Below are 14,532 nucleotides of genomic sequence, written 5' to 3'. Positions count from 1 at the left end.
ACCGATAAGAATCAGGACTGGATTCAGATGAGCTTACAGAACGGGTTCCAACAACTCCGTGATAATTTACAGAAAACCATCATTGGTCAGCCTCAATTAGTGGAGCGCCTGCTCCTGACACTGCTAGCAGATGGTCACTTATTGGTAGAAGGCGCACCTGGCCTTGCTAAAACCAAAGCCATTAACGCGCTCGCTGACCGCATGGAAGGTGAATTCAAGCGCGTTCAGTTTACGCCCGATCTCCTGCCGGGAGACATCACTGGCACCGAGATTTACCGCCCTGAAACGCAGAGCTTTGATTTTCAGGCCGGGCCGATTTTCCACAACCTGATTCTCGCCGACGAAATTAACCGGGCACCGGCGAAGGTTCAGAGTGCACTTCTTGAAGCCATGGCCGAGCGCCAGGTAACCGTCGGCGGTGTGACACGTGCACTACCTGAAGTGTTTATGGTCATGGCCACGCAGAACCCAATTGAGCAGGAAGGTACCTACCCCCTCCCTGAAGCTCAGCTGGACCGCTTCCTGATGCACGTAAAAATTGATTACCCGGATGCCAGCGCAGAACAGTCGATTCTGCGTCTGGCCCGTGGCGAAGCGCTGGCTCATAAAGACTACGATGGCAGTAAACTGACCGAGAAACACCTGATCGCTGCTCGCAGCCAGGTACTGCAGATGCACATGAGCGAAGCCGTCGAAGAATATCTGGTGCAACTTATCATCGCGACACGTGAACCCGGTAAATACGGCGATGATCTCGCACGCTGGGTCGAGTTTGGCGCCAGCCCTCGCGGCACCATTGCGCTTGATCGCTGCGCCCGCGCCTATGCCTGGCTTGAAGGGCGTGATTACGTCAGCCCCGATGACGTACGTGCCGTAGCGCACGATGTGCTGCGTCATCGTATTCTGCTCAGCTTTGAAGCCGAAGCCAGTGGCCTGACCACAGATACTGTCATCAACGAACTGCTGTCGCGGGTACCAGTAGCCTGATGATCCGCCGCGAGTTTTCTGATGGAACAGTGATCAACCCCGCTCGCCTTGCGGGTTTGAGAGTGCTGGCCAACCTTCTGCCACTGCACCGGCAGAAGAAAATCCTGAACGAGCAATCGGGCACTCATGCCTCTCGTCTGCGTGGCCGGGGCATCGATTTTGCGGAAGTTCGGGGATACCAACCCGGTGACGACATCCGCTCAATGGACTGGCGCGTCACTGCTCGTACCGGTGAACCTCATATCAAAGTATTCCGCGAAGAGCGGGAGCGTCCCGTACTGCTGGTCACTGACCTGCGCAGTTCCATGAACTTCGGTACCCGGCGTGCACTCAAGCGAGTGGTCGCAGCTGATATTTCAGCCCTGCTGGCTTGGGCAGCGGCCATGCAGGGAGACCGCGTTGGCGGCCTGATATTCAATGATACCAACGAATTCGATCTGCGCCCGCACACCGGCCGGAAAACATTGATGGCCTACCTGCATCGTTTGGCTGAAATGCCCGTCACAGAAGCCGCAGCCGCTCAACCGCGCATGCTTGATATCTGCCGTCACTTGGCCCGCGTTGCACGCCCGGGATCTGCAGTTTATATCGTCTCCGACTGGCAGGGCTTTGATAAAGAGTGTGAGCGAGCCTTGTATAGCGTCTCCCGGCACTGTGACCTGATTGCTATACGCGTCATTGATCCACTGGAAATTCAGAAGCCTGCGGGCGACTACGTTCTGACCGACGGCCGACAACGCTCGCGACTGAGCATCAGCAACCGGGACAGCGCCGAGCAGCTCAATACCTGGCAGGAACGAACTAACCAACTGAAGCACTCGCTGCTGCACCTGCAGGCACCATTAATTGATGTTCAGACCCACGAGGACCCTCTCGATTGTCTGCGTCAGGGGATGGGCTTCAGCGCAGATCTGTCCGGAGTCACAGTATGAACCCGGGTGCCCTGCCGTTAGAAGACATCATTGAACCCGCCGCCATTGGATTATTTCCGTTGGCCTGGGGGTGGTGGGCCAGTGCAGCCGTCGCGGTTGCTGTCGTTGCCGCAATGACATGGCTATTTATTCGCTGGCACCGACATCGTGCGATGCTCACGCTCACGTTGCCGCTGCTCGATCAGGCAAAAAATGATTACGCTGAGAACGAAGACTCAACGCGGTATTGTCAAAGCCTGAACAAAACACTGAAGCGCTACCTGAAGGCCTGTGACGAAAACAGCCAACTATCACTCAGCGGAGAGGAATGGACGGCCTACCTGAACCGCATCAACCCCAGGGCGACACTGTCCGGTAAGACAATCAATGCACTGGCTCATGGCTCATATCGACGTGAACCTGAGCTGGCCATTGAATTAATCGACAGTGAGCTGCGTCAGTGGTTAAAAAGAACAACGCCAGAACGGGTGCGCAAAGGCGTCTCGAATACTGGCAGGAAGGCGCCCCATGTTTGAATTTCAGTTCCCATGGGCGTTTCTATTTCTGGTGCTGCCATTCATTGCGCGCTACCTGCTACCGGCCAGAGTTCAGGAAGACGCTGCCCTTAAAGTGCCAGACCTGAACGACTGGAACAGCACATCAGGCAGTACACAAGACAACACCGCGAGTGGTATCGGCTGGGTAGTGCCAGCGCTAGCCTGGCTGGCCTTGGTGTTTGCGCTGGCGCGCCCTGTCTGGCTCGGAGAACCGATTCGTCTGCCCGCAGAGGGGCGTGACCTTATGCTCGCGGTCGATATCTCAGGCAGTATGGATACCGCTGATATGGAGTTGAATAATCGCCCGGTGAATCGCCTCGAAATTGTTAAACACGTGCTGAACGATTTTATTAATCAGCGCGAAGGCGATCGCCTGGGATTGATTCTGTTTGGCTCGAACGCCTATCTGCAAGCACCACTGACGTTCGACCGTGAAACCGTGCGTACCTTTATGAATGAAGCGGCACTCGGACTTGCCGGGAAACAAACCGCGATCGGTGATGCCATTACCCTCGCCGCCAAGCGTATGCGCGAAAATCCGTCAGACAGCCAGGTGATTGTTCTGCTGACCGATGGAGAAAACACGGCCGGTAAAGTAGACCCCGTCAGAGCCGCAGAACTGGCTTCTGAGCTGGGCATTAAAATTTACACCATTGGTCTGGGCGCTGAGAGCATGCAAGTCCCAAGCTTCTTCGGCAGTCGTACAATCAACCCGTCACGTGAATTAAACGAAGGCGAGCTGCAAAGTATCGCCGACCTGACTTCGGCACGGTTTTTCCGCGCTCGTAATACTGAAGAGCTGAGCCAGATTTACGACTTAATTGATGAGCTGGAACCGACCGAGCGGGAGAATAAAACTTACCGACCTGAGTCCGGACTGTTTCAGTGGCCGCTGCTTGCTGCCCTGTTGCTTGGCTGGGTTCAGCTAGTGCTTGTACGACGAGGTCTGTCATGAGTGAGTTTCTGAATAACATTCACTTTATGCGCTCTATCTGGCTGATCCTCCTTATTCCGGCTGTCGTTATGACCGTCTGGCTGGCACAGCGGACGCTGCGCAAAGGTCGCTGGGATCAGTTGATTGATCCCGCACTGCAAGCACACATGCTCGACCGCACACCAGGTAAATCGTCCATCCTCGGCGTGATTGCCATATTCATTGCCTCAGCCATCGCCATCGTCGCCATATCCGGCCCAAGCTGGCAGCGCAAAGCGGTGCCTGTGATCAGTAACCCGGATGCTTTGGTGCTACTGATTGATATGTCGCTTTCAATGAACGCAACCGATGTCGCGCCTGATCGCGCCACCCGGGCAATTCGCAAAGCCACCGACATCGTCCGTGGCCGTGAAGATGGCATCACTGCAGTCATCGCCTACTCTGGCGAAGCCCATACTGTCGTGCCCTTTACTGACGATAAAGCAACCGTTGAGCACCTGCTGACATCATTGTCTCCCGAGATCATGCCGAAACTCGGTAGCCGACCAGATAAAGCTCTGACTCAGGCTCAAACGCTAATGACGGATGCCGGTGTCAATGAAGCCTCCGCCCTGCTGATTACCGACGGTATCCAGAACAAAGACGTCGAGCGCATTGCTCTCGCTCTTGGTGACTCGATTGACCTTAGCCTGATTGCCGTCGGTACGGCTGAAGGGGCCCCCGTCCCTATTGGCGAGCAGGGTTTTCTCAAAAAGGGAGATGGCACCATCGTCCTGCCAAAGCTGGATACCGCGCCGATGCAGGCACTGTATGAGGCTACAGGCAGCCGCTGGCGGGCCATGAGTTATAACGACAGTGACTGGCGCAGCCTCACCAACAGTCTTCCCGGGAGTAACGACGCCAACGCACAGGAAACAACATTCGAAACCTGGCAGGATGCAGGCTACTGGCTGACCTTTTTGCTGATCCCCATCGCCGTTGCAGGCTTTCGCCGGGGTGTACTCTTCAGCCTTGTTTTAATCCTGCCACTGCTCCCCGAAACGGCGAGCGCGAACGCCTGGAAAACGGACAACCAGCAAGCCGCTGAACTTATGGAGAGCGACCCGGCCCGAGCTGCTGAGCTGTTCAATAACCCTGAGTGGAAAGGCACAGCGCACTACCGCGCCGGAAATTACGAAGCTGCCGAAGAGGCCTTTACGCAAAGTGATTCTGCACAAGCGAAATACAACCTGGGCAATGCCCGCGCTCAACAAGGCAAGCTGGAACAGGCGGCTGAAGCCTATCGTGATGCACTGAAAGCAGATCCTGACCTGACGCAAGCGCAGAAAAATCTCGACCTTGTCGAAGAAGCAATGAAGCAGCAGGAGCAATCGTCGTCTGACTCTGAGGGTGATTCTGAAAATTCTGACAAGAATTCTCAGAACGACCAGCAACAGGACAGCTCGCAAAATAATGGTGAGAACAGCTCACAGGGCAATTCATCAGAGTCGCAGAATTCAGACCAGAATCAGAACAACAGTAGTCAGAATAACAATAGTCAGAACAACAGCAATTCCTCGGAAAATTCAGACGGTTCTTCAGGTCAGAACTCAGATAACCAGAATTCAGACTCTGAAGAGGACTCTGAACAGGAGTCAGCTGATGATGCCTATGCTGACAACATGGCTGAAAAAATGGCAGAGAAAAAGGCCGAAGAACAAGCCCAGAAGCAGGCTGAAGAAAAAGCCGGAAAGCAAGAACAGCAGAAAGCAGGAAAAGCCCAACAGCCTGAGACCGGAAAATCCGGAGATCGCGGTCTGGAAGACCAGCAGGAATCACAGAACGGCGATGAAGGTCAGGCCCAGAAACAAACGGTCGCAGAGCAACAGCGCAATGAAGAGAATGGAGAGTTCAGCCACCTGTCCCGCGAGCAGCAAGCGGCGATGGAGTCTGTACTCAACGAGGTCGAAGATAACCCGGGTCTGCTGATGCAACGGAAGTTTTTATATCAGTACCGCCAGAATGCAGATCAGACGGAAGAGGATGTTTTATGGTAATCCGCTGGATTATTACCGCAGCGCTATTAATAACCAGCCAGCTGGTACTCGCGGCTGAATTTATCTCAAGCGTTGATCGCAAACAGATTGGCCGCTCAGACCCGGTGACTCTGCAACTGCAGCATGTCGACAGCCAGGGTGGCTTTCTGAATCTGTTATCGACCGACATGCCAGACCTGTCGCCACTGGAGCGCGACTGGAATGTCGTCGGCCGCCCACGCATCAGCAAAGAAAGCTCAAACGTTAATGGTAAAAGTACCTCAACCACCCGCTGGGAAGTTGAATTATTACCCCGCCGGACGGGCGAAGTACTGATTCCGGCCCTGTCATACAAAGGCGAATACAGTGATCCTATTCGCATCAATGTCGAAGACACAGCGACGACAGAACCCGAAAAGTCCGAGCATTTTTTCTTCGAAGTGGAAGTCAGCAGCGGCACTCACTACGTACAGGAACAGCTGCTTTATATTGAGCGCATGTACTACACAGTGAATCACGATGATGCTTCTCTGTCTGAGTTCGAAGTTGCTAACGCCCGCGTTCAACCTCTCATGGACCCGAAGAAACACATTACCGTGGTTGATGGTCAGCGTATCGGTGTTTACGAACGCCGCTACGCTATTTTCCCTGAATCTTCAGGCACATTAGTAATACCGGGGCAGCGCTTCACAGCGCGTGTTACCGACCGCTATAACCGCTTCCGTGGCTCAGCAGAAACCATCGTCAGCAAACCCATCGAGTTAACCATTAATCCGATTCCTGACAGTTATCCGCAAGCGCCATGGATTCCGGCCAGCCGCTTTGTTCTGGAAGAAACATTCAGTACGCCTCCGACCGAGTGGCAGGCAGGCGAACCAGTAACCCGTACTTTTACTATCAAAGCGACCGGGCTGAATTCCGGCCAGGTCCCCCCCGTCCCTATGGCAGAAGTAGAAGGCCTGCGTTACTACCCGGACCAGACTCAGGACAACAGCTCTATTTCAGAACAAGGCATTGTGACCACGATTACTCAAAGCGTCGCCTTGGTACCGGGAGCTGCCGGTGAGCTTATTCTGCCCGAGGTACGTATCCCCTGGTGGAACACACTGGAAAACAAAGTCGAATACGCAACCTTGCCCGAGCACGTAATCACGGTCACTCCAGCAGCGACTGCGCCGCCCTCTTCTCAAACTTCACCCGGCATTTCTGAGCCCCCTGTCGAACCAGTCGCTGGCGAACTACCCGTTGATTCAGGGATCTGGAAACTTGCACTGGGTGCCTCTGTCGTTATGAATGGTCTGTTATTAGCAGTGGTTGCCTGGCTGATGCTGCGCCAACCTTCGAGTAGTGCAGCATCTGTAGTTCCGGATCATCAGGCTCGTAAAGAAGCCGCCGATAAAAAACAAAAAGAAGACGAGCACTACTACTGGCGAGAGCTTAAAAAGTCTGCCCGCGAGAACAATGCTCAGGCCATCCGTGAAAACATTATTCATTGGGCTTCAGCGGCATCAGGACGCCCGATGACCTCGCTTGCTCAGGCTGAGGTCTGGTTGAATGATGTCAGGTTAAGCGCAGCTCTGGCTGAGCTGGATGCGACTCTTTACAGCGCCGATAAAAACAGCGCTTTTAATGGAAGTAGTATTACGCTGTTAATCGAAAGAGCGATGAAAGCAAACAAATCGCAGGAAAATCAGGAATCCCTTCCCGAACTCTACTGAGCATTATCAGGCTTTGCTCAGTTTCTTATGCTCGGTTTTCATGAGCGCGCTGAGCAGTCTTATTGACTGTTCAGCTCGTCCAGTAAGGCTTTAAACCCTGCCTCATCGTACACCGTCACTTCTAGTTTCTGCGCTTTAGCGAGTTTCGAGCCCGCTTTATCACCTGCAACTAGAAAGTCGGTTTTTGCCGATACGCTGCCCGTGACTTTAGCTCCCAGAGCCTCGAGTGCCGCCTTGGCATCATCTCGTGTCATATCCGACAGTGTGCCGGTAATGACCGCGGTTTTACCATTAAGAGGCGCGTCTTCGGCACTGCTGACGGGTTCTTTTTCTTCCCAATGAATGCCCGCTTTCTGCAACTGCTCGATTACCGCGCGGTTGTGCTCTTCAGCAAAGAAATTAACGATATGTGCAGCCACAATATCGCCAATGTCATCTACCGCCACCAGCTGTTCATGCGTGGCAGACATAATGCGCTCAAGAAAACCAAAATAACCGGCAAGATTATTGGCCGTAACCACGCCAACCTCACGGATACCGAGAGCATAAATAAAGCGTGCAAGCGTCGTCTGCTTCGATTTCTCAAGAGCGTTCAATACGTTCTGCGCACTTTTCTCAGCCATACGTTCAAGCCCGGCGATATCTTCAACGGACAAATGAAACAGATCATCGAGAGTGTCAATCAAGCCCGCTTCGACCATCTGCTCGATCAGCTTATCGCCCAGGCCTTCAACGTCCATCGCCTTTCGTGAAGCAAAATGTTTAATCGCCTCTTTACGCTGAGCAGAACACACCAGCCCGCCGGTACAGCGAGCGACAGCCTCACCCTCTACTTTCTCGACATGTGACTCACAGACCGGACAAGCATCCGGCATCTGAATATCAGTCACAGTATCGGGACGACGTTCTTCAACAACAGAAACGACTTGAGGAATCACATCCCCTGCACGTCGGATAATAACGGTGTCACCGATTTTTACGCCCAACCGGGCAATTTCATCCATATTATGGAGCGTTGCATTACTGACCGTTACGCCGGCCACATGCACAGGTTTTAAACGCGCTACAGGGGTTAAGGCACCGGTACGGCCAACCTGAAAATCAACGCCCAATAATTCTGTTAATTCTTCTACCGCCGGAAATTTATAGGCAATCGCCCAACGCGGTGCTCTGGCGACAAAACCCAACTGTTGTTGTAATGCCAGAGAGTTTACCTTGAAGACAGTTCCGTCTATTTCGTATCCCAGACCCAGACGCTTTTCACCAAGGCCAGCAAAAAACTTTTCAGCCTCTTCACGACCAATTACAACTCGCATTTCTTCATTAATGCGCAGCCCCCACTTCTGGATCTGTTCGAGCGTCGCGCTGTGAGTTTCTGGCAGCGTATATTCCTCACTGACCACTCCAAGACTGTACGCACAGAATTCCAGCGGACGCTTCGCCGTGATACTGGAATCCAGTTGTCGCAGCGAGCCCGCTGCCGCGTTTCTCGGGTTAGCGAATACTTTCTCACCCTGCCCCCGCGCACGTTCGTTGTAGGCTTCAAAGCCTCCCTTGGGCATATAGACTTCGCCGCGAATCTCAATGCGCTCGGGCACATCATCACCGATTAAACGCAGAGGAATATTTTTAATCGTGCGAACATTCTGGGTGACATCTTCACCTGTTTCGCCGTCACCACGCGTCGCTGCACGCTCCAGTAAACCATCGATATACAACAGGCTGATCGCCAGACCATCCAGCTTTGGCTCACAGGCATACTCGATGTCTTCACTGCTCTTCAGGCGATCACGAACGCGCTGATCGAACGCCGCAAACTCCTCTGCATTCATGGCGTTGTCCAATGACAGCATAGGCCGTTCATGCTGAACTTCAGTGAAACCTGAGAGAGGTGCTCCACCGACCCTCTGCGTGGGCGAGTCAGAGGTGATTAACTCAGGATGATCACTTTCCAGCGCCTGTAGCTCACGCATCAGGCGATCATATTCAGCATCAGGGAGCGACGGCTCGTCGAGCACGTAATAGAGGTAATTATGGTGATTTATCTGGTCGCGTAATTCCTGAATTTTATCTTCAGGTGCGGAAGTAGAAGAGGCGCCGGATGAAGGCGCCTCTGAAAACATATCTTGCTGGCTCATACTCGTTTTTTCGCAGCCAGCCGTTGCTGGCGTTCATATTCCAATATCTGCTGACGCTCATGTTCCATCGTCTGAGTCGTCATCGCACTGTGTGACTCGTCGAGCACATCAGCATTGAGGTTACGGGAAACCACCATCGCCATTTCAGACATCGCTTCGTACGCTTCCAGAGGGCGTTTGGCCCCCGGCAGGCTCATGAAGAAACTCAGCCCCATAAAGCTCTGATCTGCCATATGCGAAGGATCAAACGTTCCCGGATTACGCACCTGTGCAACCGAGAACTGAATTCGCCCCTCACCATCAGCTTCTTCAAAACGGTGGAAAATATCTTTCTCGCCATAACGAAGGTCACAGCTGTTAAACAGGAACAACAGATCACTGCCGTTAAAACCACCTTCTTCGCGAGCGATGGTATGTATCACCAGCACCAGTTCCGGGTCGGGACGATTGGCCAATACCTCTGCATTGGCACCCGCATAATTAACGGGCTGCGAGATAACCGGCTCTTCCGGCATGCTCTCGACTTCCTGATCAAGGTGCGGATCTTCAATATATTCCGGATCTTCGACTTCTGAGGTCTGGTAGGTCTCGTCGCTCTCCTTTGAAGAACCGACAGGAGATGACGCTTCAGCTTGCTCATGAGTCTCTGAATCCTGATAAGCGTCAGACATCACATCGTCTGTGGTCGGCGCAGGATCAGTTTTAGCTACAGGCTCCGTTTGTACTGCCGGAGAAACGACTCGCGCAGGAGAAACGATACCTTCTTCGAAACTACGCTCGTCCCCCAACTCTTCAACGTCCAGCAGCACCGGCACCTTTTCATTCAGGTCGACAGGCTTAACCGTCGGGATAATATCCGCTCTCGGCGGAGTCGTTTGCGCTGCTGGTTCTGAATGTACTTTTGGCTGTGTCGATACGCCCGATGGCTCAGAAGAAGCCTCAAGAGAATGCTTGTGAGAAGCCTCCTGAAGCGGGCTTTCGTCTTCACTGTCCGAGATTGCACTGCCGATTTTCAGGTCGTCTGCGGCTGAAACCTCATCCTCATCATGGTTACCAAACGACGGCTCGCGGCGCTCCGCTGCCTGCAGGACTGAATCCGGAGTTGCGGCATCCGCTTTTTCTGATGAGCTACCAATCTGAAACTGACTATCATCTGCTGGCGTTTTCTCTGAGGCAGACGCCTTTGCAGAGGCACTGACTACCCGAACAGTACCCGGTAACTCAGGGTTGTAATCTTCGTCATCCAACTCATCCATGCCCGGCTGAATATCCAGCCGTAATGCTTCAGCACGAGCCCGCTTCATGCGGCGGAATCCATCGACCATGATAGCGGCAATAGCCAACAGGCCTATCAGGATCAATACTGTGCGCCAGCTCCACTCCATATTTTCCTCAATAATTCTTTCTGTGTTCTAACAAATATTGTCTATCGATGTCTCAGACAGACCGCTATACTGGCCTGTGTGGGGTATTACACCACGAGCAGCCATAAAGGCAAACCACCCTTTTGAGTTTCATCTCAGGTCTGTTTAATTTGTACTCAGAGCACAGAAAGGATCGTCGGTTCCCTGACGTCTGAGGTTATCTGTGAGAAGGGGTACGCCGATCTGTGGTTTTTCTGACGGCCCATGTGCGATAACGCACTTGAGCTCAGCCGTTTTCAACCATCACTGCGGCTTCTTCAACATCGACAGATACAAGTCGTGACACACCCGGTTCGTGCATGGTGACCCCCATCAGCTGGTCGGCCATCTCCATCGCGATCTTATTGTGGGTGATGTAGATGAACTGAACCTTCTCAGACATAGCTTTAACCAGACGCGCGTAACGACCAACGTTGGCATCATCCAGCGGCGCGTCTACCTCATCGAGCATACAGAAAGGCGCCGGGTTGAGCTGAAAGATAGAAAACACCAGCGCAATGGCAGTCAGTGCTTTCTCACCACCAGAAAGCAGGTGGATCGTGCTGTTCTTCTTACCCGGTGGTCTGGCCATGATGGCGACCCCCGTAGTGAGCAGATCATCCGAGGTCAGTTCGAGACTGGCATGGCCGCCACCAAAGACTTTCGGGAAAAGATCCGCGAGACCGGCATTCATGCGATCAAAGGTTTCCTGGAAACGGTTCCGGGTTTCTGCATCGATCTTACGGATTGCGCCTTCGAGAGTATCGAGCGCTTTCTCCAGGTCATCATTCTGAGAATCCAGATACACCTTACGCTCGGACTGCAGCTTGTACTCTTCAATGGCCGCCAGGTTGATCGCCCCAAGGCGTTGAATACGTTCACCGATGCGGGTCAGTTCATTCGCCCACTGTTCTTCATTCGCAGCCTCCGGCAGGCTATCAAGTACATCAGCCATGCTGAGTTTGTCTTCACGCAGCTGATCCACCAGCCCGTTCCGACGAATATCGAGGGCCTGACACTCCATGCGAATCTGTTCGAGCTTATTACGCTCAGCCAGAGCCTGCTGCTCCGCTTCAGAGCGCTCCTGCTCCAGCTGACGTAAACGTGCGTCCGCCTGTTCGAGAGCATGGCGGGCCTCTGTCATGACCTCTTCGGCCTGCAGTTTCTCTTCCTGGAGAGCTTCCATCTCAGCACGCAGCAATTCAAGGTCGGCACTGTGGTCGCGATTCTGATTAGCGTTGATCTGTTCGCGGCGCTCTTTCAGCTTCTGCATGGCTTCGGCCAGGCGACTGATTGCATGACGAGTGCTCTCCTCGCGACTGTTAAGCGCCTGAAGTTGCAGCTGTAACTGATGCAGTCGATCCTTTTGCTGGCCCGCCGCCATACGAGCCTGACTCAGACGCTGCTCGACCTCACTGCGCGACTGCTGCAGACGCTCACGCTCGTCGGTGTCTTCATCGACCGCACTCATGGCTTCCTGCCATTCAAGCCGCAGCTCAGCTAAGGCTTCGGATTCGAGTGTTCGGGTTTCTTCTGTCTCGCTCAGCGATTGCTCAATTTTTTCGGTACGCAGACGCAACTGCTCAGCCTTAGCCTGCTGACCAGACAGCGATGCTTTCTGCTCCATCAGTTTGCGTGAAATCGTCTGCCACTCCTGCTGAGCATTATCTCTTTGCTGTTCTAATGAGCGCTGACGCAAGAGCACACTCTCAAGATCGGCTTCCCACTCTTCGACGGAAATATCCAACTCGTCGGCTTCAGCATCGATTAGTTCGAGCTCCTGCTGGCGCGCAAGAATACCGCCTTCGTTATCCTGGTCCCGGGCCACCCGCAACCAGGCAGGCCCCAGCCAGATACCGTCGGGGGTTATCACTGATTCGTCCTGTGCCAACTGTGAACGCATAGCCATCGCCTCGGGCAAAGTCTCTGCAGTGCGGACTTTGCCCATCAACGAACTCAGTTTCTGATCCGTCGTCAGCTTATCGAGCAACAGGCCGCCACCTCCGGCACCTGCGCTGTTGGCCGTTGATTCCCATAACGTCAGCGTGCCGTCGGCAAAGCCCGACAACCAGGGTTCTGCAGCGTTTACGTCGTCGACAACCACCGCTTGCAGGTAATCACCCAGCACAGTTTCTACGGCGGTTTCCCAGCCCTCAGCAACCGTCAGCTGCTGCGCCAGACGGGGCTTACGGGCCAACTGATGACTCTCAAGCCAATGGGTCACACCTTCACTGCTTTGACCTAACGCGGCTTTCTGCAGAGCCTCCAGAGTCGCCTTACGCCCCAACATCTGTTGCAGGCGCTGTCGTCCCTCTTCCAGTTCTTTACGTCGGCGCTCGCTGTCTTCGCGAACGTCTTCAAGCTGGCCCCGAATCTCTTCAAGTCGTGCCTGTTGTTCTTCTGCCTGTAACTCAGCTTCGCTGACTTCTTCCTGCAGCAGGGCAAAATCGCCCAGGTCGGGATCTGAGGTCAGTTGTTCGCGCTCCTGCTTCAGGCGCTCGATCTGCTGCTCTAATCTCAGTACCTGCTGTTCGGTCGCCTGAATACGGCTCTGAGCCACATCCGCGCGTCGGGTAGGCTCACTGGCACGCTGCGTAAAAGCATCCCACTGGGATTGCCATTGGCGCTGGGCCTCTTCGGCTTCCAGCAGCTCGGCTGCATGTTCTTCTTCAGCCGCCTGAAGCATCTCGACTTCGGGCTCAAGCATTAAACGCTGCTCTGCCAGCTCTTCCTGTTGAAGCTGATCCTGCTCCAGCTGACGCTGGGTATCGAGGATGTTTTTTTCAACTTCGGCAAGATCGCTGTCGAGCTGCAAGGCCAGCTGCGACTGGTGCTCTATCTTCTGCTCCTGACGGGCAATACGGTTACCGACCTCGTAGTATTTGCCCTGCGCCGTACTAAAGGCATCGGTCCGCGCCTGATGATCGAGACGCAGCTCTTCAATGCCTGCGTCCGCTGCACGCTGCTTTGCCATATGCGCTTCGAACTGCACTTCGTGCTCACGGATCACTTTCTCGCGCTGACCGTACTCTTCATTGAGCGCAGTCCAGCGAATCGCCAGAAGTTCGGCCTTTTTCTGGCGTTCTTCTGCTTTCAGTTCTTTGTACTTTTCTGCAGCCTGTGCCTGTCGCTGAAGGTGCGCCAATTGGCGTTCTAACTCATCGCGAATATCACTGAGGCGCTCAAGGTTTTCCTGCGTGCGACGCATGCGGTTTTCGGTTTCACGACGACGGTCTTTATATTTGGAGATACCCGCAGCTTCTTCGACGTACACACGCAATTCTTCAGGCTTCGCTTCGATTAAGCGCGAGATCATGCCCTGCTCAATAATCGCGTATGAACGTGGCCCAAGGCCGGTGCCCAGAAAAATATCAGTAATGTCTTTGCGGCGGCACTTGGTGCCGTTGAGATAGTAGGTCGATTGACCGTCACGCGTTACCTGACGGCGCACACTGATTTCCGTAAATTTCGCGTGCTCGCCTTTTAAGGTGCCATCGCTGTTATCAAACACCAGATCGACACTGGCTTTACTGACCGGTTTACGTTCGGCCGAGCCGTTAAAGATTACGTCCGTCATGGCGTCGCCACGCAGGTACTTGGCCGAACTCTCACCCATCACCCAGCGCACCGCATCAATCGTGTTCGATTTGCCACAACCGTTCGGCCCCACGATACCCGTAAGGTTGGTATTGAACGGCACAGACGTCGGATCAACGAAAGATTTGAAACCGGATAATCGGATGGCTTTCAGGCGCATAGCAGGGAGGGACGTCCTTTTAACTGAACCGGGGCCATGCCACCGGAAGCCGCAATAAAGAAGATGATGTTATCACAGTTCACGAGTGACAAAAGCCGGACGGCTCTGTCGA

Annotated in this window: 9 protein-coding genes; 6 read left to right on the top strand and 3 right to left on the bottom strand. The window is 53.8% G+C overall.

Going from position 1 to position 14,532, the window contains the following annotated elements; genetic code table 11:
* Nucleotides 1-27 precede the first annotated feature (27 nt).
* The 6 genes from BW941_RS02780 to BW941_RS02755 are packed head-to-tail and all read left to right on the top strand — an operon-like array spanning nt 28 to nt 7,122.
* Entirely contained in the window at nt 28-987 is a 960-nt protein-coding gene (locus BW941_RS02780; protein ID WP_076514147.1) for an AAA family ATPase, read from the top strand.
* Nucleotides 987-1,919, top strand: coding sequence for a DUF58 domain-containing protein (locus BW941_RS02775; RefSeq protein ID WP_076514146.1), 933 nt, complete (start codon nt 987-989; stop codon nt 1,917-1,919). The genes BW941_RS02780 and BW941_RS02775 overlap by 1 nt, the downstream gene beginning before the upstream one ends.
* Nucleotides 1,916-2,434, top strand: a complete 519-nt coding sequence (locus tag BW941_RS02770; protein ID WP_076514145.1) for a DUF4381 domain-containing protein — start codon at nt 1,916-1,918, stop codon at nt 2,432-2,434. Before BW941_RS02775 ends, BW941_RS02770 begins: the two co-directional genes overlap by 4 nt.
* On the top strand, nt 2,427-3,410 hold the full coding sequence (locus tag BW941_RS02765) for a vWA domain-containing protein (RefSeq protein ID WP_076514144.1): 984 nt from the start codon (nt 2,427-2,429) through the stop codon (nt 3,408-3,410). The genes BW941_RS02770 and BW941_RS02765 overlap by 8 nt, the downstream gene beginning before the upstream one ends.
* The gene (locus tag BW941_RS02760) at nt 3,407-5,425 is read left to right on the top strand and encodes a VWA domain-containing protein (protein WP_076514143.1); all 2,019 of its coding nucleotides are present in this window, start codon (nt 3,407-3,409) and stop codon (nt 5,423-5,425) included. Before BW941_RS02765 ends, BW941_RS02760 begins: the two co-directional genes overlap by 4 nt.
* The gene (locus BW941_RS02755; RefSeq protein WP_076514142.1) at nt 5,419-7,122 is read left to right on the top strand and encodes a BatD family protein; all 1,704 of its coding nucleotides are present in this window, start codon (nt 5,419-5,421) and stop codon (nt 7,120-7,122) included. Before BW941_RS02760 ends, BW941_RS02755 begins: the two co-directional genes overlap by 7 nt.
* Nucleotides 7,123-7,181: 59 nt before the next feature.
* Here the strand turns inward: BW941_RS02755 and ligA are convergent, their stop codons facing one another.
* From ligA to smc, 3 genes are all read right to left on the bottom strand, one after another.
* Nucleotides 7,182-9,260, bottom strand: a complete 2,079-nt coding sequence (gene ligA / locus BW941_RS02750; protein ID WP_084188538.1) for an NAD-dependent DNA ligase LigA — start codon at nt 9,258-9,260, stop codon at nt 7,182-7,184.
* Nucleotides 9,257-10,645, bottom strand: coding sequence for a cell division protein ZipA (zipA, locus tag BW941_RS02745; protein WP_076514141.1), 1,389 nt, complete (start codon nt 10,643-10,645; stop codon nt 9,257-9,259). The genes ligA and zipA overlap by 4 nt, the downstream gene beginning before the upstream one ends.
* Before the next feature lie 265 nt (nt 10,646-10,910).
* Entirely contained in the window at nt 10,911-14,420 is a 3,510-nt protein-coding gene (gene smc, locus BW941_RS02740; RefSeq protein WP_076514140.1) for a chromosome segregation protein SMC, read from the bottom strand.
* Nucleotides 14,421-14,532: the final 112 nt, after the last annotated feature.

The organism is Thalassolituus maritimus (assembly GCF_900156675.1).
GTDB lineage: Bacteria > Pseudomonadota > Gammaproteobacteria > Pseudomonadales > Oceanobacteraceae > Thalassolituus > Thalassolituus maritimus.
Note: the sequence above shows the minus strand (reverse complement) of the source record. Positions and strands in the feature narration are given on the sequence as shown.

What these genes read in the sequence shown, in the direction of transcription:
- BW941_RS02780 (WP_076514147.1), top strand. Translation starts at nt 28, where the DNA reads ATGAGCTTACAGAACGGGTTCCAACAACTCCGTGATAATTTACAGAAA.
- ligA (WP_084188538.1), bottom strand. Translation starts at nt 9,260, where the DNA reads ATGAGCCAGCAAGATATGTTTTCAGAGGCGCCTTCATCCGGCGCCTCT.
- BW941_RS02775 (WP_076514146.1), top strand. Translation starts at nt 987, where the DNA reads ATGATCCGCCGCGAGTTTTCTGATGGAACAGTGATCAACCCCGCTCGC.
- zipA (WP_076514141.1), bottom strand. Translation starts at nt 10,645, where the DNA reads ATGGAGTGGAGCTGGCGCACAGTATTGATCCTGATAGGCCTGTTGGCT.
- BW941_RS02755 (WP_076514142.1), top strand. Translation starts at nt 5,419, where the DNA reads ATGGTAATCCGCTGGATTATTACCGCAGCGCTATTAATAACCAGCCAG.
- BW941_RS02765 (WP_076514144.1), top strand. Translation starts at nt 2,427, where the DNA reads ATGTTTGAATTTCAGTTCCCATGGGCGTTTCTATTTCTGGTGCTGCCA.
- BW941_RS02770 (WP_076514145.1), top strand. Translation starts at nt 1,916, where the DNA reads ATGAACCCGGGTGCCCTGCCGTTAGAAGACATCATTGAACCCGCCGCC.
- smc (WP_076514140.1), bottom strand. Translation starts at nt 14,420, where the DNA reads ATGCGCCTGAAAGCCATCCGATTATCCGGTTTCAAATCTTTCGTTGAT.
- BW941_RS02760 (WP_076514143.1), top strand. Translation starts at nt 3,407, where the DNA reads ATGAGTGAGTTTCTGAATAACATTCACTTTATGCGCTCTATCTGGCTG.